Below are 20,492 nucleotides of genomic sequence, written 5' to 3'. Positions count from 1 at the left end.
GACGCTGCCGGGCGACGCGGTCGTGAGGGGAGGGGGCATCCCGCCCGGGCGCTCAGGACGTCGAGGTCGCCAGCAGCCGCGCGCCGAGCAGCGAACGCGGGGCCAGCACCGCCGTGAGCCGGTCACGGCGCGACACGTGCTCGCGCAGCTGCGCCCGGATCGCATCGAGCGGAGGGCGCAGATCCCCGACGTCCGGCGCGGATCCGGATCCCGCGCGCGCATAGCTGCTGCGTTCGATCGCTCGCACGAGCACATCCATGTCGGCCGGATCCGCGCCGCGCTCGCGCACCAGGCGCGCACCGCGCCCGCGCGGAGACTCCGCGGACGAGGCCGGAAGGCCCAGATCCTGCAGCGTCGCACGCAGCTCGGACCACGCCGCCACGGCGTCGCCTCGGCCCGCGGCGGCACGACGTCGCGCCGTCTGCACGCGCCGGATCATCGCCGGGATCAGCAGCACGACCAGCACGCCCACGACGGTCCACACCACGGGCATCACCTGCTGCACCGTCGGCGTCGAGGCGCCTGCGGCTCCGGCGTCCGGCACGTCGAGGTTCTTCGGGTCCTTCGCGACGCCGCTCGTGGTGGGCTGCGGTGTCGCTCCGGCGGAGGGCAGCGTGCCGTCGTCGGATCCGGAGCTGCTCTCGGCGAAGGCGGTCGGGACGCCCCGGGTCGCGGTCGGTTCGAAGGGCACCCAGCCGATGCCGGAGAAGTACACCTCGGGCCAGGAGTGCAGCTGGTCGGTGGAGACCTCGAACACGACCCGCCCGTCATCGGAGCGGCGATCCGTCGCTGTGCCGGGCAGGTAGCCGACGACGATCCGCGCCGGCATGCCGAGTGAGCGCGCCATGAGCGCGAACGCCCCGGCGAAATGCACGCAGTAGCCCTCGCGTACGGTCAGGAACTTCGCCACGGCATCGACGTTGGTGCCGTCGAAGCCGTCGTCGACCGGGGTCTGCAGCGAGTAGCGGAACCCGGCGCGGAACCAGGTCTGCAGTGCGATCAGCCTGTCGTAGTCGGTGGCGGCCCCGCCGACCACTTCGCGCGCACTGTCGGCGATGATAGCCGGAAGGCCCGCGGGCAGTGCCCGCAGGTCCTGCGGGGCGTTGGAACCCGTGGCGGTGGATGCGCGGATCTGATCGAGCGTGGGCTCGAGCGTCGCCGTGTCGATCGTGTAGTTCTGCTCGGCCGCATCGGCGTTCGCGGCGATCACCGTGCGGTTGTCGCCGGCGGCGTTCCAGCTGCCGCTTTCGCCGCGCACTGCAGTGGCCTGGTAGGGCACCGGCAGCCAGGACCCGGAGATCCCTGCGGTGCGGATCGTGGTCCTGGTCTTGTGCAGTGCGACGCCCTCGGGGGCGGTGACATCGCCGAAGCCCTGGGACAGGGGCACCGTGGTGGGCCGGTCCGGCTGCCAGGTGGAGCCGTCGAATCGGGTCAGCGTCGCGATCCGGAGGTAGGGCGGCGTGCCGTCCTGGGTGATCAGGGTGAGCGCGGTGACGGGGGAGGGACGCCGCAGATCCTGCCCCAGGTTGAGGGTGGCGCTGAGGGTGGTGCTGCCGCCGCCGATGCTGAGCCCCGAGGCGGACAGCGGCAGCAACGGCGACACGATGAGCGCCGCGAGCACGGCGAGGAAGCCGAGGACGACGGCGGGGAGGCGCCGCGTGCGCAGGGGCGCGTCGGTGGGCGCATGGCGCGCGGGGGAGCGGCCGTCCTCCGTCACGGTCGCGGGACGTGCGGATCCTGGCGGCGCGAACCGCACATGCAGGAAGAGCAGGATCGCGAGCGCGAGCCCGATGAACCACACCGGGTTGGCGCCCTGGTGCACGATCACTCCCGGCACCGCGCCGAGCGCGGTGACCAGCACGGCCGCCACGAGCGGCGCCCGCAGCGTCACGAGCACGAGATCCAGCACCACGGCGATGAGTCCGGTCGCCGCGGCCACACTCACGGCGACCGCGGGGGACGGGGCGAGGGGAGCGACACCGCCGCGGATCTCGTCGAGCGCGGCGGAGAGGAAGGCGTCGATCGCGCGCCATACTTCGGGTGTCGGCAGCAGCCAGCCGTGCCCGGCTTGCCGCGCGACGAACGCCGTGAGCGCGATCAATCCGGTGCCGAACTGCACGACGGGCACGGCGGGGATCGCCAGCCAGGCGGGCGCCCGACGGGTGAGGGAGCGCACGACCGCGCCCGCGACGATCACCGTCGCGCCCGTGACGGCGGCGCCCGCGCTCCAGCTGCCCGGCTGCACCACCGCGCTCAGCGGCCACACCGTCACGAGAAGGCCCAGGGCCGTGAGCAATGCCGCAGCCACGGGGCCGCCGTCCCGCCTGCGCTCCTGCAAGGGGCCCCCGTACGCGCTCACGTCAGCGGGCATGCGCAGCCTCCTCCGGAGCAGCGCGGGACGAGCCCGCGGCGCCGTCGCCGGACCGCGGGGATCGACCAGGCTCCGCGGCGGCATCCGCCGAGGCGGATCCGGGCTCGCCCGCGCCGGCGTCCGCCCAGGCGTCGGCCGGATCGTCGCCGAGCAGCGCGGTTCGCCAGCCCTGCTGTTCCGCGGCGGACAGCGCGTCGGCACCGGGGGCGGTCGCGATGAGGATCGGGGTGCCGGCCCCGCCGTGCGGGAGCGTGCCGGCATCGGCCGCATCGATCGCGCCGGTGATCACCACCAGCGGACCGACCGTATGCCCCTCGCTCGCCGCCGGCAGCCCGTGATCGCGCTCGCCGGAACGCGGCGCGGTGCCGGCCAGGCTCACCAGCAGGCCGTCGCGTTCGTCCTCCGCCCCGCGCAGCCGGCCGATCAGCACGCCGGTGGCGTCGACCACGTCCACGGCGAAGCCGTTGTCCACGAGGTGCATCGCGATCGAGGCGCACGCCGTGACGGCTCGGTCGAAACCGTCGAAGTCCGTCTCCCGGTCGGCTCCGACCCAGCGCGCGCCCGCGCGATCCAGCACCACGAGAGCGTCCGGGCTCGACTCCTGCTCCTCCTGGCGCACCATCAGATCGCCTCGGTGCGCGGTCGCACGCCAATGGATCCGCCGCATCGAGTCGCCGGGGACGTACCGGCGAGGGGAGAGGTTGTCCGCACCCTGCCCGAGTCGGTGCGACGAGGTCTGCGCCGTCCCACCGGCGCGCCCCGTGCGGTCGGTCAGCCGCGGCAGCGGCACGACCTGCGGCACGATCGTGACCGGCGTCACGTCACCGAGCTCGTCCGTGCGGACGAAAAGGCCGAACGGATCCGTCGTGCTGAGCCGCAGCGGCCCGAGCGAGGCGAGCCCGCGACGCACCCCGGAGATCGGATACGTCATGGTCGTGGTCGTTCCGCCGGGGATCGGTTCGGCGTCGTCGGGCGGGAAGGCGCCGGTCGCCGAGCCGCGCACGGCGGCCGGCAGCCCGTCCCGCCAGCGTCCGGACGGCGGGCGCACAAGGGTGCGCAGATCCACCCGCACCCGTACCCAGGTGTCGTCGCCGACCGTGAGCAGGTCCGCAGCGACCGTGCGGCCCACCCGCGCATGCCGGCGCGGGACGAAGACGAACAGCGCGGCCAGGACGAGCAGTGCGAACAGCAGCGCCGCCACGTACAGCAACACCGGCGTGGCCAGCACGTTCGCGCCGATCACCAGGAGGATCCCAATCAGGAGCGCGCTCACGCCGCGCCCGGTCATCCTCCGCCCGGGCGGATCCGCTTCGCGCCGCGCGCGCTCCCGTCGGTTCACCGCGGAAGGCCCACCGGCACCGGTATGCGCCGGACGATGCCCTCCAGCGCGGCCTCGATCGGGCGTGCTCCGGCCCGGTGCAGCCCGCGGGCAGGGATGAGCCGGTGCGCGAACACAGCGGGCAGGAGCGAGGTGAGATCGTCCGGGACCACGTAGTCGCGCTCGTCCAGCGCGGCCTGCACCTTCGCCGCGCGCACGAGCTGCAGCGTCGCCCGAGGGCTCGCTCCGAGATGCAGGTTCGGGTCGGTGCGCGTGGCCTGCGACAGCGCCACGGCGTACTCCTCGAGCGCCGGGGCGACGTGCACCGCGCGGGCCCACGCGATCAGCGCGCGCACATCGGTCGCGGCCAGCACGGGACGGATGCCTTCGAGCGGATTGCGGGTGTCCCGCTGACGCAGCATGAGCGTCTCGGCCGCCGCGTCCGGATAGCCCATCGAGATCCGCATCATGAACCGGTCGCGCTGCGCCTCCGGCAGGGCGTAGGTGCCCTCCATCTCGAGCGGGTTCTGCGTGGCGACCACGAGGAACGGATCGGGCAGCGGTCGCGAGTTCCCGTCCACGGTGACCTGGTGCTCCTCCATCGCCTCCAGCAGCGCCGACTGGGTCTTGGGGGAGGAGCGGTTGATCTCGTCGGCGATCACGATGTGCGCGAACACGGCGCCGGGCTTGAACTCGAACTCCTGCTCGACGGGGTTGTAGACGCTCACTCCCGTCACATCGCCCGGCAGCAGATCGGGCGTGAACTGGATGCGGCGCACGGTGGCGTCGATGCTGGCCGCGAGGGCGCGCGCGAGCATGGTCTTCCCCACGCCGGGCACGTCCTCCACGAGCAGGTGCCCCTCGGCGAGCAGGCAGACGAGCGCGCTGCGGACCGCGTCATCCTTGCCGTCGATCACCTCGGTGATGGAGTCGAGGATCGCGGCGGTCTGACGGGCGAACTCCGTCGCATCGATCTCCGCGGCGGTGCGGGATGTCGCGTCCGGTGCGGTGCTCGTGGTGACGTCGGCGGTGTTCGTGGCGTGCATGCGTCCCTCTCACCGGGCGCCGCGGTGCGCCCGCGTCTCTGATCGTAACCCGGGGCGGGGACCACAGGGCGGGGGATCCGTCGGAGGGCGTCTTGTCCGAGCCCCCGGCCGCCATCGGCTCAGAACCGATCGAGGGCGAAGATCGCCGGAGCGGGGGCGCGGTCGAGGGCCAGATCGGCAAGGAGACGCCCCACACTCGGCGTGAACTTGAATCCGTGCCCTGAGAACCCGGCGCCCAGCACCACGGGGCCACGGCGATCGATCACGAAGACTCCGTCGGGTGTCGTCGTGTATGTGCAAGTGATCTCGGTGACGTCATCGGCGTCTACGCCCGGCAGCCATTCGCGGGCGTAGTCACGGATGAGCGCGGAGAGCGCGGGGTCGGGCACGAAGCTGCGCCGATCGGGGTCGATCACAGGGCCGACCCCGTGCCAGCCGGCCTTGATGCCCTGCCCCGGCGTGTGCATGCCGTACACGCTCGAGGGCCAGCGACGATCCGGTCCGGAATCGGCGAGGAAATGATTGAATCCCGGCCATTCCCCCGGGATGCGCGGGGCGAAGTGCGCGGGCTGTTCCTGGGTGACCACGAGGCGCGGCAGCGGAACGTGCCCGGTGAGCAGCGTCGACGTCCAGGCGCCGACCGTGACCACCACCCGGCGGGCGCGCAGGTCGCGCACACCCTCGGCGGTCTCGATCGTGAGCACGGCCTCGTCGCCGACCGGACGGATGCCGGTCACGCGGGCGCCGTGCTGCACGCGGGCGCCCTTCTGCCGCGCCGCGCGCTGCAGCGCGGCGACAGCGCGGTCGGCGTGCAGGCGCCCGGCCGTCGGCGTGAACAGTACGCGGCCTTCGAAACGGATGCCCGGCCAGCGCTCCGATGCCTCCCCCTCGTCGACGAAGACACTGGGGATGCCGGCCGCGGCGAGCGCGGCGTGCGCCGCCTCATGACCCGGATTCGGTCCGTGATTGACGATGCCGTGCTGGGTGAGGAGCTCGGTGCCGGTCTGCGCTTCGAGCAGTCGCCAGAGCCGCTCGGCTTCGACGAGCATGCCCACATGCACGGGATCGGCGTAGGAGACGTTGAAATTGCGGCTGGCGCCGTGCGAGGCGCCGTTCAGGTGCCCGGGGTCGAAGCGTTCGAGGAGCAGCGTATCGGCCCGTCCGGCGAGCTGCCACGCGGCGGCGGAGCCCATCGCCCCGCCTCCGACGATCGCGACGTCGACCCGTTCGACCATGCGCTGCCCCATTCCGAAGCCGCCGAACGGCCCGCCCACCACGATAGGACCGGATCCCGGCAGGGGACGGGCAGGTGACCACGCGTTACGCATGGATGACGGGTGCCGGGTCGTGCTGATTCCCTCCGTCCCGCACCGTCGCGAGATCTCTCGTTCGCATGACGGGGGCGGGGCCTGTCCGGACGTTCCAGGATCCGGGGCGGGGACCACGGGGCGGGGGATCCGGTCGGACCCACCCGCGACCTCGGGTAGACTTGTCGACGGCTCTCCGCGTGGCGGCACCCAGGCCAACTCCCCCAGGGCGGAAACGCAGCAAGGGTAACCGGGCTCTGTCGGGTGCGCGGAGGGTCTTTTCTTTGCCCGGAACCGAGTTCGGATCGTTGCCGGGAGTCTGTTCCGGACGCGATCCCTCTGCCCGATCGGGGGAGGGCGTCGGCCCCGGACACACGCACGCGCTAGGGTCCGATCATGGGACATGACGAGCGCAGGCCGACCGTCTACTCTGCCGTGCCCAAGAATCTCACCGCGCCGTACGTGATCCCGCCGCTCGAGCACGACGGGCATGGTCGCCCGAAGCCGATCGGCGCTCCGACGGAGCCCGGGCCGCAACGGCGTCGCTCCTGGATCCCGTTCCTCGTCGTGGTCATCGCGACGTTCGTGGTGATCCCGGTCGTGGTCGCGCTGCTGGCCGGAATCGGCAGCGCCCCGGAGTCAGCCCCGGAACCTCCGCCGCCCGTGGTCGCGGCTCCCGAGACCGCCTCGCCGGCGTCGGCCGCGCCCGACGATCAGGCGTACCCGGGCCTGGATCCCGCTCGGCTCGCCGCGCTGCTGCAGGATCCGGGTGCGCACGTCGGAGAGCAGTACACCGCGTATGTCGAGATCCAGATCGGAACCGAGAGCATTCCGCAGAATCTCCGCGACAAGGCGGGGCTCATCGGCTTCGCGGGCGCGGAGCCGCCCTCGCAGACGATGCAGGACGCCGCGAACCCGGTCGCGCTGATGGCCGATCCGGGGATCCTCGATGCGGCCGTACGCGGCGCGGTGCTGCGCATCCGGTTCCAGGTCGCGTCGACGACCGATCGCACGTCCGTCTACAACGGCTCAGGCATCGCCGAGCTGCATGTCGTCGCGGCGGAGACAGTGGTCTCGTTCTCCTGAGCCGCGCCCCCGCCGAGACCGCGGGCACAGCGCGGCGCGCGCGGAGCTGTGATCCTGCCCCGCCGACGTCTATCCAGGCGAGCCCTCGTCCGACTAGCCTTGATCGGGTGGCACCCAGACGTGCCGGTCCGAAGATCCCGTTCTCAGCCACCGGAGGCTCCGCCGTGCCCGACACCCCCGCAGCGCTCCCCGACCTGCATCGCTCGGCCGCCGTGCTGTTCGATCTGGACGGCGTGCTGACGCCGACCGCAGAGGTGCACATGCACGCCTGGCAGGCGGTGTTCGACGAGGTGTTCCTGCTCTGGGACATCGCGCCCGCGTACACCGACGAGGACTACTTCGCCTATGTCGACGGCAAGAAGCGCTACGACGGCGTCGCGAGCCTGCTGCGCAGCCGCAACGTGGAGATCCCGTGGGGGTCCGTCGACGATGATCCCGAGGTCGACACCGTGTGCGGGATCGGCAACCGCAAGAACGTCGCCTTCTCGGAGGCGCTGCGCCGCGACGGCATCGCGCCGTATCCCGGATCCCTCGCCCTGCTGCAGGAGCTGAGGGCCGCCGAAGTGCCGATGGCGGTCGTGTCCAGCTCCAAGAACGCGGAGGAGGTGCTGGCCACGGCCGGTATCCGCGACTTCTTCACGGTGGTCGTCGACGGCGTGGTCGCCGAGCGGGAGCATCTCGCCTCCAAGCCCGCACCGGACGTGTTCCGCGTGGGCGCCGAGCGCATCGGCGTCGACCCGGCATCCGCGGTCGCGGTCGAGGACGCGACGAGCGGCGTCGCCTCGGCCGCCGCTGCCGGCTACGGCACGGTCATCGGCGTCGACCGCGGAGCCGGATCCGATTCCCTCCTCGCCCACGGCGCGACCGTCGTCGTCGACGACCTCGCCCGTTTCCTGTCCTGAACCGACCCCTCACGGAGAGCACTGCATGATCGATCGCGACCTCTTCCCCGTCGACCCGTGGCGTCTGGTCGAGACGTCCTATCCGCACGTCAACCCCGGCGTCTCCGAGACGCTCATGGGTCTCGGCAACGGGTACCTCGGCCTGCGCGGCAACCACATCGAGGGCCGCAACGCGCTCGAGCACGGCACCTTCATCAACGGTCTGCACGAGACCTGGAAGATCCGCCATGCCGAGCAGGCGTTCGGCTTCGCCGAGGTCGGTCAGACGATCGTGAACGCCCCCGACGCCAAGGTCATGCGGGTCTACGTCGACGACGAGCCGCTGAGCTTCGACGAGGCGGATGTGCGCGAGTACCGGCGCGCGCTCGACTTCCGCACCGGCATCCTCGAGCGCGAGGTGCTCTGGGAGACGCCCTCGGGCAAGCGTGTGCGCATCCGGGACGAACGGATCGTGTCGTTCGTGGAGCGTCATCTGGCGGTGCTGCGTCTCGAGGTCACGGTGGAGAACTCCGACGCGCCCGTCACGATCTCGTGCCAGCTGCTGAACCGGCAGGATGGCGAGGACGTCTACGGCGGGGTGCCGTCGATGGCCGCCGGATCCCCGGGCGAGAAGGCCGGCTTCGACCCGCGCAAGGCGGAGCGGTTCGGCGACCGCGTGCTGCAGCCCGCGGAGTACTGGCAGGACGGCGGGCGCTCGGCGCTCGCGTACCGCGTCGCGAACTCGGGCATGACCCTCGCCGTGGTCGCCGACCACCTGGTCGAGACCGAGAACGAGTACACCGCGCGCCAGCTCGTGGAGCCCGATATCGCGAAGAACGTGTTCCGGGTGCAGGCTAAGGCGGGCGTGCCCACGCGGGTGACGAAGCTGGTCAGCTATCACACCTCCCGCGGCGTGCCGGCCCGTGAACTCATCGACCGCTGCCGGCGCACCCTCGACCGCGCCGCGGTGGAGGGCGTGGAGGCGCAGTTCGCGAAGCAGTCCGAGTGGCTGAGCGCGTTCTGGGAGCGCAGCGACGTGCGCATCGCCGGGCATGACGACCTGCAGCAGGCGACGCGATGGTGCCTGTTCCAGATCGCGCAGGCGTCCGCGCGTGCGGACGGGGCGGGTGTCTCGGCCAAGGGCGTGAGCGGATCCGGCTACGGCGGGCACTACTTCTGGGACACCGAGGTGTATGTGCTGCCGTTCCTCACGTACACCTCTCCGACGTTCGCGCGCAACGCGCTGCGCTGCCGGGTGCACATGCTGCCCGCCGCGCGCCGCCGCGCCGGCCAGCTGAACGAGGGCGGAGCACTGTTCCCCTGGCGCACGATCAACGGCGAGGAGGCAAGCGCCTACTACGCCGCGGGCACGGCGCAGTACCACATCAACGCCGACGTCAGCTATGCGCTCGGGAAGTACGTGCGCGCCACCGGCGACGACGACTTCCTCTATCGCCAGGGAGTGGACATCGCGGTCGAGACCGCGCGGATGTGGGCGACGCTCGGCTTCTGGCGCTCGGCCGCGGGCGTGGACACGTTCCACATCCACGGCGTCACCGGCCCCGACGAGTACACGACGGTCGTCAACGACAACCTCTTCACGAACGTCATGGCTCGGTACAACCTGCGCTTCGCTGCGCGCGTGGTGCGGGAGATGGCCGCGGACGCGCCCGAGGCGTACGACGCGGCGGTGGAGCGGCTCGCCATCGAGCCCGCCGAGGTCGAGCGGTGGGAGCGCGCGGCCGACGCGATGCACATCCCGTTCAGCCCCGCCCTGGGGATCCACCCGCAGGACTCCCTGTTCCTCGAGCGCGAGGTGTGGGACCTGCCGGCCACGCCGCCCGAGCAGCGCCCGCTGCTGCTGCACTTCCATCCGCTCGTGATCTACCGGTTCCAGGTGCTGAAGCAGGCGGACGTGGTGCTCGCGCTGTTCCTGCAGGGCAACCACTTCACCGAGGCCGAGAAGCTCGCAGACTTCGAGTACTACGACCCGCTGACGACGGGCGACTCGACCCTGTCGGCCGTCGTGCAGTCGATCCTCGCCGCGGAGGTCGGGTACCAGGACCTCGCGCACGAGTACTTCGAGCACGCGATCTACGTCGACCTGGGCGACCTGCATCGCAACGCCTCCGACGGCGTGCACGTGGCGTCGGCGGGCGGCGTGTGGACCGCGCTCGTCAGCGGCTTCGGCGGCATGCGCGACCACGACGGCGAACTCAGCTTCGACCCGCGCCTCCCGGCCGACTGGCCTGAGCTGTCGTACCCGCTGCTCTGGCGCGAGTCGCAGCTGCAGATCACTTTGACCGCCGACCGATTGCTGGTCGAAGTGCGCTCCGGAGACCCGGTCGCGTTCACGGTGCGCGGGGTCGCGCACACGGCCTCTACCGACGCTCCTGCTGCCGTGCATCTCGCGGATCAGGGACCTGTCCTCCGCGGGCGCCCGGAGTTCGGCTCGCAGGCCCGCCGCGAGGACGGCACGATCCTGTCGCCGACCGTGCCGACGACCTCGGCGATCCCGATCATCGGATACGTCGGGGAATCGGGGGAGTAGTCCCGGCCGCGGCGCTGGTCCCTGAGACTCTCGAGGGACCGGCGCCCGCCCGGGTCCGGTGCTCGCCGCGCCGCCCCTACTCGCCGTGCCTGATCTCGCAGTCACTGCCCGGTGCGAGCACCGCCTCGTGCCCGTCGTCGTAGCGCACGACCAGAAGCTCGCCGCGCACCTCGAGGACCACGCCGGATCGCTCCGCGCCGCCCACCACCCGGCCGTGGATGCGGATCCGGTCGCCTGCTGCCACCTGCGTCATCGTCCACCTCCTCCTTCAGGGTACGTCCGTTCGAGGGCGTTCGGGAGGGGGTCTCCGGGGCCCGTCCGGCACCGTCCGGCGCGGCGTCGGCGCAGACGCCGCGACGGCCGCGGCGTCTACGCCGGACACCCCGCGCCGATGTCCGACGCACACCGTAGTCTTGACGGGTGAGCACAGCCCTGTACCGCCGTTACCGGCCCGAGAACTTCGGGGAGATGATCGGGCAGTCGCAGGTGACCGATCCGCTCATGACCGCGCTGCGCGGCGACCGGGTGGGCCACGCCTATCTGTTCTCCGGGCCGCGAGGCTGCGGCAAGACCACCTCCGCGCGCATTCTGGCGCGCTGCCTGAACTGCGCCGAGGGCCCCACCGACACCCCGTGCGGCGTGTGCCCGAGCTGCGTCGAGCTGTCGCGCAACGGCGGCGGATCCCTCGACGTCGTCGAGATCGACGCGGCCAGCCACAACGGCGTCGACGACGCCCGCGACCTGCGCGAGCGTGCGACTTTCGCGCCCAGCCGGGACCGGTTCAAGATCTTCATCCTCGACGAGGCGCACATGGTGACGCCGCAGGGCTTCAACGCACTGCTGAAGCTCGTCGAGGAGCCGCCGCCGCACATCAAGTTCATCTTCGCGACCACCGAGCCGGAGAAGGTCCTCGGCACGATCCGCTCGCGCACGCACCACTACCCGTTCCGGCTGGTGGCGCCCGCAGCGATGCTCGAGTACGTCGAGAAGCTGTGCGCCGAGGAGGGCGTGACCGTCGCCCAAGGCGTGCTGCCGCTCGTCGTGCGCGCGGGCGGCGGATCCCCGCGCGACACCCTCTCGCTCCTCGACCAGCTCATCGCGGGCTCGGAGAACGGCGACGTCGGCTACGAGCGCGCGGTCGCGCTGCTGGGCTACACGCACTCCGCGCTGCTCGATGAGATCGTCGACGCGCTCGCCGCGGGCGATGCGGCTGCGGCCTTCCCCGCGATCGACCGGGTGGTGCAGACCGGACAGGATCCGCGCCGCTTCGTCGACGATCTGCTCGAGCGCCTGCGGGACCTCATCGTGATCGCCGCCGTCGGCGACGCCGCCTCCGCGGTGCTCCGTGGCGTCCCGGAGGACGAGCTGACCCGAATGCGGAGCCAGGCCGCCGCATTCGGCGGGCCGCGCCTGTCTCGCGCAGCGGATCTCGTGAGCTCCGCCCTCGACGACATGTCGGGGGCGACGTCGCCCCGTCTGCACCTCGAGCTGCTCGTCGCTCGTGTGCTGACGGCGCTCGCCGGGGGAGAGGTTGCGCCCGCGGCACCCGCTCCCGCGTCGGTCGCTGCGCCCGCTGCGCCTTCCACGGCTTCGGTCGCGGCACCTGCCGCGGCTCCGGTGACCACGCCCACGCCGGCCCCAGTCGCCACGCCCGCTGCGGTCGCCACGCCGGCCCCGGTCGCCGAGCGAGCACAGGAAACGACCGAGACGACGGGCGACACATCCACCCCGGTTGCGGATGCGCCGGCTCAGGCCACGTCCTCCGTCGCCGATTCCGCTCCCGAACCGGAGACGGCTCCTCCGGCCGAGCCCGTCGACATCGACCGGATCCGTACGGCCTGGTCGGCGGTGCTCGGGCGGCTTGAGAAGATCAGCCGCGGATCCTGGCTCGTGGTCACCGCCGTGCAGCCGCTCGCGTACGATACCGAGACCGAGGTGCTCACTCTCGGGTTCCCCGGACCGAACGACGTCGCCCGGTTCAAGGGCACCGCGCCCGGCAACGGCCCGTCCGACCACCTGCGCACCGCGATCGAGGGCGAGCTCTCCGTCAAGGTCAAATACCTGCCGGCCCCGCTGCCCGAGGCCGCACCCGAACGGAACTTAGCCGAGGGCGGGAAGGCCCCGCGACCCTCCGATGACACGCCGTCCGAGCAGATCCCCGCCGAGCGAACCCCGGCGGCGCAGACTCCGGTCGAGGCGGCTCCGGCGGAGCGGATCTCATCCGACCGGACCCCGTCAGGGCGAGGGGAGCACGGGCGGCCGTCCACGACGCCGAAAGCCTCGGCGCCGAGCGCGGACACCACTCCGGGCACGACCCCCACCCCGCGCGCTGCTTCGACCACGACCGCGCCCGTCACCGAATGGGCGGTCGCAGCGATCCCGCAGGGCGAACCCGAGTCCGTCGCGCCGACAGGTGTCACGCCGAGCGGTGCCGGGCCGACCTCGGCTGCTCCCGCTCAGGCTGACGCCGCGCAGGCTCCCTCGGCTCCGGCCCCGTCCGCTCCTTCGGCGGCGCCGTCGGCCGAGGGCAGGGTGGCGCAGTTCCCTGTCGACGAAGAGCCCGCCGACGTCGAGGCCATGCCGGCATCGGGGTGGTACGAGCCGGGCCACGACGGCGATGTGCTCGACGATGAGCCGCCGTTCCCCGACGATGCCTACGACCCCGGTCCCGATCCGGGTCAGGGATCCTCTGCCGGCGCGCCAGAGCCTGCCATGGTCCCGGTCGGAGTGGCCGCGTCCGAAAGCGGCCGGCCGGGTCTGGCTCCGGCTCCTGCGGCCCCGTCCAGCGGACGTCAGGATCCGACGCCGCGCGCCGCGCCCCCGGCACCGATGGTCACTGACCGGACTCCGCGTTCCGCAGCCCCTGGGGTGCAGCGCTACGGCGAGGCGGTGGTGCGTCAGGTGCTCGGTGCGAAGTTCGTCCGCGAGGAGCCCTACGAGCCGCAGACCCGGTTCCAGTGATCCGGGGACAGCAGTGACCATCGACAGTGATGAACGAACGATCATGAGGATCACGAGATGTATGACGGCATCGTCCAGGAGCTGATCGACGAGTTCGGCCGCCTGCCGGGCATCGGCCCGAAATCCGCGCAGCGCATCACGTTCCACATCCTGCAGACGCCCTCCTTCGACGTGAAGCGCCTCGCCGAGCTGCTCTCCGAGGTGCGCGAGCGGGTGCGGTTCTGCGAGATCTGCGGCAATGTGGCGGAGCAGGAGCGCTGCGCGATCTGTCGCGACCCGCGCCGCAATGCCGCCCTCATCTGCGTCGTCGAGGACGCGAAGGACGTCGCCGCGATCGAGCGCACCCGGGAGTTCCGCGGGCTGTACCACGTGCTCGGCGGCGCGATCAGCCCCATCGCGGGTGTCGGGCCGGACGACCTGCGCATCGCGCAGCTGATGACGCGCCTCGCCGACGGCACCGTGCAGGAGGTCATCCTCGCCACCAACCCCAACCTGGAGGGGGAGGCGACGGCGAGCTACCTCAGCAGGCTGCTCACCAGCATGCAGATCACCGTCTCGCGGCTCGCCTCCGGTCTGCCCGTCGGCGGCGACCTCGAATATGCCGACGAGGTCACCCTCGGACGCGCCTTCGAGGGCCGGCGCGTCCTGTGAGCGGCGTTCCCGGCGGCCCGGGAGGGCATGGCTTCAGCCGTCGCGGCTGGCTGCTCTTCGGGGCGATGTGCCTGCTCTGGGGCGTGCCCTACCTGCTGATCAGCGTGGTGGTGGAGTCGTTCTCCCCACCGGCGATGGTCGCGGGCAGGACTCTCATCGCGGCGATCCTGCTGCTCCCGTTCGCGATCCGCAGCGGCGCGATCAAGGCCGCGTGGAAGCACTGGCCCTGGGTGCTCGCCTTCGGCCTCGTGGAGATGGCGGGTCCGTTCTTCCTGCTGGGCCATGCCGAGCAGTCCCTGCCGTCCGGCCTGACGGGGCTGCTGGTCGCCACGGTTCCCCTGTTCGCGGCGCTCATCGCCCTCGGGGGCGGAGACCGCGGCGTGCTGAGTCCGGCGCGGCTGATCGGACTGCTCGTCGGCTTCGTCGGCGTCGGCGTCGTGGTGGCGGGTCCAGGGCTCACTGGCGGCAAGGTCGATCTCCTGGCTGCGGGGGAGGTGCTGCTCGTCGCGGTGCTCTACGCGACCGCGCCGTTCATCGTCGCCCGCAAGCTCGGCCACGTGCCGTCGATCGGCACGATCACGCTCGCGCTCCTGTTCATCGGAATCCTCTACCTGCCGATCGCCCTGCTGACCCAGCATCAGGTGCCGACCCTGCCGTCGATCGCGGCGCTGATCGCCCTGGGCGTGATCTGCACCGCGATCGCATTCCTGGCCTTCTTCGCCCTCATCAAGGAGGTCGGCCCGGTCCGGGCGCCGCTGTTCACCTACGTCAACCCGGTGATCGCGATCGTCCTCGGCGCCATCGTGCTCGCCGAGCCGCTCACTCCCGGGCTGCTGGTCGGATTCCCGCTGGTGATCATCGGGTGCTGGTTCGCCGGCACCGGCGGCCGGCTGCGGCCGAGAGCGGCGGTCGACGAGACCGCCGTGGAACTGACCGCCGAGCCGGTGCCGCCGGCCGAGGCGCACCGGCGCGCTCCGGCCGTCCCGCCGGAGGTCAGGACGCCCGACGGATCCCCTTCCACAGAGTGATCAGCAGCAGCACGAAGGCGGCCCCGATCAGGATGTGACCCGCGCCGGCGATCCCGGAGATCGCCTTGGACGCCTCGACCTTCAGCACATCCAGGATCCCGTGCCACGTCATCATCGCGCCCGTCACCAGCACGCCGGCGTTGTAGATCCAGAAGAACCAGCGGAACAGGCGGCTCGCCGACAGAGCGAACAGCTTCTCCAGTGCGAGCACGATGAGCGTGACCAGGGCGCCGAGAGCGAGCAGGTGCGTGTGCACGAGGGCGAGCTGTCCGCTGAAGCCGTTGGGAAACCCGTTCGTCTTCGTGAACTCGCGGTAGAACAGCCCTGCGGCAAGTCCCAGGGCGATCCACACGACGGCGGCGATGAACAGCTGGGTGAGGGCGCGACGCTGTGCGGGCGCGGCGGACGGCGAGGGTGCGATGTCGACGGAAGAGGTCATGCTCCCAGCCTTGGCGCATCCGCCCGCCGGCGCATCCATCGAATGAACGAGACCCGAGGGTGGGCAGACGTCCCGCTGACCCGGGAGAATCGGAGCATGAGCACCGCGCCCGCCTCCGCCCGCTGGCAGATGCTGCGCGGCGCGCGTTTCGCCCTGCACCTCATCACCGTGGTGCTCGTCGTGGTCACCACGGCCCGTGCGGGGATCGAAGGGGAGCTGCTGCCCGTTCTGCTTGCCGCGGCCGTGTACCTCGCGTGGTACGGCGCCGGCGCCGGATTCGCGCACAAGCGGGCCGCTGTCTGGTGGATGCTGGGGCTGCTCGCGATCTGGATCGGGATGCTCGCGCTGTCCGCGGAATTCGTCTGGCTCGCGTTCCCGCTGCTGCTACTCGCGGGTCACGTGCTGCGGCTCCCGTGGTCCCTCGCCTTCGTGGTGGCGGTGCTCGCCGCGTCGATCGTCGCCCCGATGCTGCATCCGGGCGGGGTGCAGCCCGGCACGTCGCTGGCCCACCTCATCGGCCCGCTCGTCGGCGGCGGCTTCGCGTTCGCGGTGTCCCTCGGCTACGACGCCATGCTGCGCGATGCGGCCGAGCGGGAGCGGCTCATCGACTCGATGCTGCGCGCGCAGCACGAAGCGGAACGCCTGCATGACGAGCTCGCCGCGAGTCAGCGCGAGGCGGGTGCCACTCGTGAGCGCACGCGCCTCGCCCGCGACCTGCACGACACCATCGCGCAGGAGCTCAGCACGATCGTCATGCTCGCCCGCCTGGATCCGGCGGCCCCCGCGGGTGGTATCGATGAGGAGTCGACGGCCGCGACCCTCGGGGTGCGCCCGGATCGCACGGCCCAGATCGAGCATCTCGCTCAGCACTCGCTCACCGAGCTGCGCCGCATCGTCGCGGCCCTCGCGCCCGCGGATCTCGATGAATCCGCGCTCTCGGCCGCCCTCGCCCGCATGCTCGACGCCCTGCACGACGAGACCGGGGTCATCGGCGCGTTGCAGGTGGATCCGGACCTTCCCCCCCTGTCGACGCCGATCGAGGTCGCCCTGCTGCGCGTTGCCCAGTCCGCGCTCGCGAACGTGCGTCGGCATGCGCAGGCGCAGACCGTCCAGGTCGCGCTGATGTCCAGCGGCGGATCCGTGCGACTGCGGGTCGAGGACGACGGCGTCGGGTTCGACCAGGCCGTACGCCCGTCCGACGCGTCCTACGGTCTCGCGGCGATGCGCTCGCGACTGCGCGAGGGCGGCGGAGAACTCTCGATCCGATCCGCTCCCGGTGCCGGCACCACCATCGAGGCCGCGCTGCCGCTCGGCACTCCCGCCGGTGCTCGCACCGACACCGGCGCGGGCATCGAGAGCGGAATCGGCTCCGGCACCGCCTCAGGTGCCGAGGGAGGTGCGGCATGAGCATCCGGCTGATCATCGTCGACGACCACCCCATCGTGCGCGCGGGGATCCGCGCCGTCGTCGAGGCACGCGGCTTCGACGTCCTCGCCGAGGTCGGCACGGGCGAAGAGGCCGTCACGGCCGCCCGCGAGCTGCACCCCGACGTCGTGCTCTGCGATCTGCGCCTCGGGGAGGGCATGGACGGGGTCGCCACGACGGCCGCACTGCGGGCGCTCCCGGTGGCGCCCGCGGTACTGATCCTCACCACGTTCGACCACGACGCCCAGATCGTCCGCGCGGTCGAGGCGGGCGCCGCCGGCTATCTGCTCAAGGAGGTGGGCGTCGAGGTCATCTCCCGGGCGATCGTGGACGCGGCTGCCGGATCCACGGTGCCCACCCCGGGCGGGGACGAGCGCCTGGTCGCCGCGCTGCGCGCACCACGGGTCGAGCTCACTGCACGCGAACAGGAGGTGCTGGCGCTCGTGGCCGAAGGGCTCAGCAACCGTGAGATCGCGGTGCGGCTGTTCGTCACGGAGGCCACCGTGAAGACGCACATCGTGCACCTGCTCGACAAGCTGGGCGCTGAGAGCCGCACCGGCGCCGTCTCGGAGGCCCGTCGGCGCGGTCTGCTCTAACCGTTGCGGGCGGATGTCGCCACGGCCCACATCGACCGCGAGACTCCATCTCCGTAACGAGACTGCAGTCCAGGCACGCAGTCTCGTTACGGAGATGGAGTCTCGCGGAGGGGGCTGGGCAGAGGCAGCGCCGGATACCGTCGCAGGCGCCGTCACATACCGGATCCGGCATGGAGTGCGCTCGTAGAATGTGCGGTGGTGCGCCGCTTCCGGCGCCCGGCATCCCCCAGGAGTGATCCGTGGCCCTCATCGTGCAGAAGTACGGCGGCTCGTCCGTCGCCGACGCAGAGAGCATCAAGCGCGTCGCCAAGCGCATCGTCGACACGCGTCGCGCCGGGCACGACGTCGTCGTCGCCGTCAGCGCGATGGGCGACACCACGGACGAGCTGCTCGACCTGGCGGCTCAGGTCGCGCCGATCCCCGCGCCACGCGAGCTCGACATGCTGCTGTCCAGCGGGGAGCGCATCTCGATGGCGCTGCTCGCGATGGCGATCCATTCGATGGGCTTCGACGCGCGCTCGTTCACCGGACCGCAGGCCGGCATGCGCACCGACAGCCGGCACGGGTCCGCACGCATCGTCGAGGTCACCCCGACGCGCCTGCGCGAGGCGCTCGATGAGGGTGCGATCGTCATCGTCGCCGGTTTCCAGGGCATCAACGACGACACGCAGGACATCACGACCCTGGGCCGTGGCGGATCCGACACCACCGCGGTCGCACTGGCCGCCGCTCTCGACGCCGACGTCTGTGAGATCTACAGTGACGTCGACGGCATCTTCACGGCCGATCCGCGTGTGGTGCCGCTCGCGCACAAGCTTTCGCACGTCTCGAGCGAGGAGATGCTCGAGCTTGCCGCGAACGGCGCCAAGGTGCTGTACATCCGCGCCGTCGAGTACGCGCGCCGGCACGGCGTCCTGATCCACGCCCGGTCGAGCTTCACGTCGACGGAGGGCACCTACGTTCTGGGCGAGGGCATGAAGAACCCCCGCGAATCCGAGGGAGCAGTCATGGAAGAGCCGATCGTCGCCGGTGTCGCCACCGACCTCAGCCAGGCCAAGGTCACCGTCGCGGGCGTCCCCGACGTGCCGGGCAAGGCCGCCGAGATCTTCAAGATCGTCGCCAAGTCCGGCGCGAACGTCGACATGATCGTGCAGAACGTATCGGCCGCCTCCACGGGACGCACGGACATCTCCTTCACGCTGCCGAAGTCCGACGCCTCGGCGGCGCTCAAGGCGCTCGCCGCCGAGCAGTCCGACGTGGGCTTCGAGAGCCTCCTGCACGACGACCAGATCGGCAAGCTCTCGGTCGTGGGCGCGGGCATGCGCACCCACTCGGGAGTCTCCGCGATCCTCTTCGAAGCGCTGTCGACCTCGGGCGTGAACCTGGAGATGATTTCGACCTCCGAGATCCGGATCTCCGTCGTCGTGCGCGGCGACGAGCTCGCCGAGGCCGCACGCGTCGTGCATGCCGCGTACGGCCTGGACGGCGAGGTCGAAGCCGTCGTCGCCGCGGGCACCGGCCGCTGACCCGCCGCTGGTCTCCACTACCGGATCCGGACTCCTCCCGGACCCGGTAGAATCGCCCAAACCCTGACACCGGCGCCAGGCGCGGACTGATCCGCCATACCCGGCGACCGCGCCTCCGCCTCGTCCGCCGTCCGGCACCCGCCGCGGCACGAAGCCAAGGAAGCACCCTCATGACCCGCATCTCCGACTCAGGACTCTCCGTCGCCATCGTCGGCGCCACCGGCCAGGTGGGCACCGTCATGCGCGACATCCTCGCGGAGCGCTCCTTCCCGATCCGCGAGTTGCGCCTGTTCGCCTCGGCCCGCTCGGCCGGCACCGCGATCGACTTCGGCGGCATCCCGGTCATCGTCGAGGACGTCGAGACCGCGGATCCGGCCGGCGTCGAGATCGCGCTGTTCTCCGCCGGCGCCACCGCGAGCCGCGCCTACGCCCCCCGCTTCGCCGCGGCCGGCGCCGTCGTGGTCGACAACTCCAGCGCCTGGCGGATGGACCCCGAGGTGCCGCTCGTGGTGAGCGAGGTCAACCCCGAGGCGATCGACGACACCCCCAAGGGCATCATCGCGAACCCGAACTGCACCACGATGGCCGCGATGCCCGTTCTCAAGGCGCTGCACGACGAGGCCGGTCTCGAGCGCTTGATCGTGTCGACCTACCAGGCCGTGAGCGGATCCGGTCTCGCGGGCGCGCAGGAGCTGCTCGGTCAGGTCGAGGGCGTGCTCGCCCAGGGTGACACCCTGAAGCTCGTGCACGACGGCTCGGCACTCGACTTCCCGCAGCCGGAGAAGTATGTCGCGCCGATCGCGTTCGACGTGATTCCGCTCGCCGGATCCGTCGTCGATGACGGCCTCAACGAGACCGACGAGGAGAAGAAGCTCCGCAACGAGAGCCGCAAGATCCTCGGCCTGCCGGACCTCCGGGTGGCGGGCACGTGCGTGCGCGTCCCGGTGTTCACCGGGCACTCGCTGTCGATCAACGTCGAGTTCGCCAACGAGATCAGCCCGCAGCGCGCATACGACGTGCTCGCCGCCGCGCCGGGCGTCGTGGTCGAAGAGGTGCCGACGCCGCTGTACGCCGCAGGCAAGGACCCGAGTTACGTCGGCCGGATCCGCGCCGACCAGTCCGCACCGGAGGGCAAGGGCCTCGTGCTGTTCATCAGCAACGACAACCTTCGCAAGGGCGCCGCGCTGAACGCAGTGCAGGTCGCGGAGCTCGTCGCGGCGCGTCTGGGCGCGGGCGTCCCGGAGCGTCTGGGCGCCTGACTCGGGTTTGCCGGGCCGGTCGAAAGGCCTGGAACCGTGCAGCTCGC

General features: G+C 71.6%; 16 protein-coding genes and 1 other RNA gene. 11 read left to right on the top strand and 6 right to left on the bottom strand.

Annotated features, from left to right (window positions below; genetic code table 11):
- Positions 1-52: 52 nt before the first annotated feature.
- The 4 genes from AB4078_RS14425 to AB4078_RS14410 all read right to left on the bottom strand — a co-directional run bounded on the left by AB4078_RS14425 (position 53) and on the right by AB4078_RS14410 (position 5,970).
- Positions 53-2,371, bottom strand: a complete 2,319-nt coding sequence (locus AB4078_RS14425; protein WP_441977699.1) for a transglutaminase family protein — start codon at positions 2,369-2,371, stop codon at positions 53-55.
- Positions 2,361-3,644, bottom strand: a complete 1,284-nt coding sequence (locus AB4078_RS14420) for a DUF58 domain-containing protein (protein WP_441977698.1) — start codon at positions 3,642-3,644, stop codon at positions 2,361-2,363. The genes AB4078_RS14425 and AB4078_RS14420 overlap by 11 nt, the downstream gene beginning before the upstream one ends.
- 62 nt (positions 3,645-3,706) lie before the next feature.
- Positions 3,707-4,735: an AAA family ATPase gene (locus AB4078_RS14415; RefSeq protein WP_441977697.1), complete on the bottom strand. Its 1,029-nt coding sequence runs from the start codon at positions 4,733-4,735 to the stop codon at positions 3,707-3,709.
- Positions 4,736-4,854: 119 nt separating this feature from the next.
- The gene (locus AB4078_RS14410; RefSeq protein WP_441977696.1) at positions 4,855-5,970 is read right to left on the bottom strand and encodes an FAD-dependent oxidoreductase; all 1,116 of its coding nucleotides are present in this window, start codon (positions 5,968-5,970) and stop codon (positions 4,855-4,857) included.
- 259 nt (positions 5,971-6,229) lie between these two features.
- Here AB4078_RS14410 and ffs point away from each other — a divergent pair.
- From ffs to AB4078_RS14390, 4 genes are all read left to right on the top strand, one after another.
- Positions 6,230-6,326, top strand: an RNA gene (gene ffs, locus AB4078_RS14405) — signal recognition particle sRNA small type.
- A 112-nt stretch (positions 6,327-6,438) separates the two neighbouring features.
- On the top strand, positions 6,439-7,128 hold the full coding sequence (locus AB4078_RS14400; protein ID WP_441977695.1) for a hypothetical protein: 690 nt from the start codon (positions 6,439-6,441) through the stop codon (positions 7,126-7,128).
- Positions 7,129-7,292: 164 nt separating this feature from the next.
- Positions 7,293-8,030, top strand: coding sequence for a beta-phosphoglucomutase family hydrolase (locus AB4078_RS14395; RefSeq protein WP_440734092.1), 738 nt, complete (start codon positions 7,293-7,295; stop codon positions 8,028-8,030).
- Between the two features lie 25 nt (positions 8,031-8,055).
- The gene (locus AB4078_RS14390; protein WP_441977694.1) at positions 8,056-10,560 is read left to right on the top strand and encodes a glycoside hydrolase family 65 protein; all 2,505 of its coding nucleotides are present in this window, start codon (positions 8,056-8,058) and stop codon (positions 10,558-10,560) included.
- Between the two features lie 76 nt (positions 10,561-10,636).
- On the opposite strand, the gene AB4078_RS14385 is transcribed toward AB4078_RS14390, so the two are convergent.
- A complete protein-coding gene (locus AB4078_RS14385; protein ID WP_292722557.1) occupies positions 10,637-10,813 on the bottom strand; it encodes a DUF1918 domain-containing protein in 177 nt (58 codons plus the stop codon).
- 167 nt (positions 10,814-10,980) lie between these two features.
- Here AB4078_RS14385 and AB4078_RS14380 point away from each other — a divergent pair, with 167 nt between their 5' ends.
- Genes AB4078_RS14380 through AB4078_RS14370 form a run of 3 tightly spaced genes read left to right on the top strand, consistent with a single transcriptional unit; the run spans position 10,981 to position 15,200 of the window.
- Positions 10,981-13,521 (top strand): DNA polymerase III subunit gamma and tau, encoded by a 2,541-nt coding sequence (locus tag AB4078_RS14380; RefSeq protein ID WP_441977693.1) that lies wholly within the window; start codon positions 10,981-10,983, stop codon positions 13,519-13,521.
- A 57-nt stretch (positions 13,522-13,578) separates the two neighbouring features.
- Positions 13,579-14,172 carry a recombination mediator RecR gene (gene recR, locus AB4078_RS14375; RefSeq protein ID WP_233311551.1) on the top strand — a complete coding sequence of 198 codons (594 nt, stop codon included), beginning with the start codon at positions 13,579-13,581 and terminating at the stop codon, positions 14,170-14,172.
- Entirely contained in the window at positions 14,169-15,200 is a 1,032-nt protein-coding gene (locus AB4078_RS14370; protein WP_441977692.1) for a DMT family transporter, read from the top strand. Before recR ends, AB4078_RS14370 begins: the two co-directional genes overlap by 4 nt.
- Here AB4078_RS14370 and AB4078_RS14365 read toward each other — a convergent pair.
- A complete protein-coding gene (locus AB4078_RS14365; protein ID WP_441977691.1) occupies positions 15,166-15,639 on the bottom strand; it encodes a DUF2871 domain-containing protein in 474 nt (157 codons plus the stop codon). The genes AB4078_RS14370 and AB4078_RS14365 overlap by 35 nt on opposite strands.
- A 96-nt stretch (positions 15,640-15,735) precedes the next feature.
- On the opposite strand from AB4078_RS14365, the gene AB4078_RS14360 reads away from it, so the two are divergent.
- The 4 genes from AB4078_RS14360 (at position 15,736) to AB4078_RS14345 (ending at position 20,445) form a co-directional block, all read left to right on the top strand.
- On the top strand, positions 15,736-17,046 hold the full coding sequence (locus tag AB4078_RS14360) for a sensor histidine kinase (RefSeq protein WP_441977690.1): 1,311 nt from the start codon (positions 15,736-15,738) through the stop codon (positions 17,044-17,046).
- Positions 17,043-17,660, top strand: a complete 618-nt coding sequence (locus AB4078_RS14355) for a response regulator (protein WP_441977689.1) — start codon at positions 17,043-17,045, stop codon at positions 17,658-17,660. The genes AB4078_RS14360 and AB4078_RS14355 overlap by 4 nt, the downstream gene beginning before the upstream one ends.
- Positions 17,661-17,899: 239 nt before the next feature.
- Positions 17,900-19,186, top strand: coding sequence for an aspartate kinase (locus tag AB4078_RS14350; protein ID WP_440733877.1), 1,287 nt, complete (start codon positions 17,900-17,902; stop codon positions 19,184-19,186).
- Between the two features lie 170 nt (positions 19,187-19,356).
- The gene (locus AB4078_RS14345) at positions 19,357-20,445 is read left to right on the top strand and encodes an aspartate-semialdehyde dehydrogenase (RefSeq protein WP_440733876.1); all 1,089 of its coding nucleotides are present in this window, start codon (positions 19,357-19,359) and stop codon (positions 20,443-20,445) included.
- The last annotated feature ends 47 nt before the right edge of the window (positions 20,446-20,492 follow it).

This window comes from Microbacterium sp. 2MCAF23, assembly GCF_052115565.1.
Lineage (GTDB): Bacteria > Actinomycetota > Actinomycetes > Actinomycetales > Microbacteriaceae > Microbacterium.
The sequence above is the reverse complement of the archived record's forward strand: the minus strand, read 5'-3'. Positions and strand labels throughout refer to the sequence as shown.

Coding starts and splice junctions, on each gene's coding strand:
- AB4078_RS14425 (WP_441977699.1), bottom strand. CDS start 2,371: ATGCCCGCTGACGTGAGCGCGTACGGGGGCCCCTTGCAGGAGCGCAGG.
- AB4078_RS14415 (WP_441977697.1), bottom strand. CDS start 4,735: ATGCACGCCACGAACACCGCCGACGTCACCACGAGCACCGCACCGGAC.
- AB4078_RS14410 (WP_441977696.1), bottom strand. CDS start 5,970: ATGGTCGAACGGGTCGACGTCGCGATCGTCGGAGGCGGGGCGATGGGC.
- AB4078_RS14400 (WP_441977695.1), top strand. CDS start 6,439: ATGGGACATGACGAGCGCAGGCCGACCGTCTACTCTGCCGTGCCCAAG.
- AB4078_RS14390 (WP_441977694.1), top strand. CDS start 8,056: ATGATCGATCGCGACCTCTTCCCCGTCGACCCGTGGCGTCTGGTCGAG.
- AB4078_RS14385 (WP_292722557.1), bottom strand. CDS start 10,813: ATGACGCAGGTGGCAGCAGGCGACCGGATCCGCATCCACGGCCGGGTG.
- recR (WP_233311551.1), top strand. CDS start 13,579: ATGTATGACGGCATCGTCCAGGAGCTGATCGACGAGTTCGGCCGCCTG.
- AB4078_RS14365 (WP_441977691.1), bottom strand. CDS start 15,639: ATGACCTCTTCCGTCGACATCGCACCCTCGCCGTCCGCCGCGCCCGCA.
- AB4078_RS14360 (WP_441977690.1), top strand. CDS start 15,736: ATGAGCACCGCGCCCGCCTCCGCCCGCTGGCAGATGCTGCGCGGCGCG.
- AB4078_RS14355 (WP_441977689.1), top strand. CDS start 17,043: ATGAGCATCCGGCTGATCATCGTCGACGACCACCCCATCGTGCGCGCG.
- AB4078_RS14345 (WP_440733876.1), top strand. CDS start 19,357: ATGACCCGCATCTCCGACTCAGGACTCTCCGTCGCCATCGTCGGCGCC.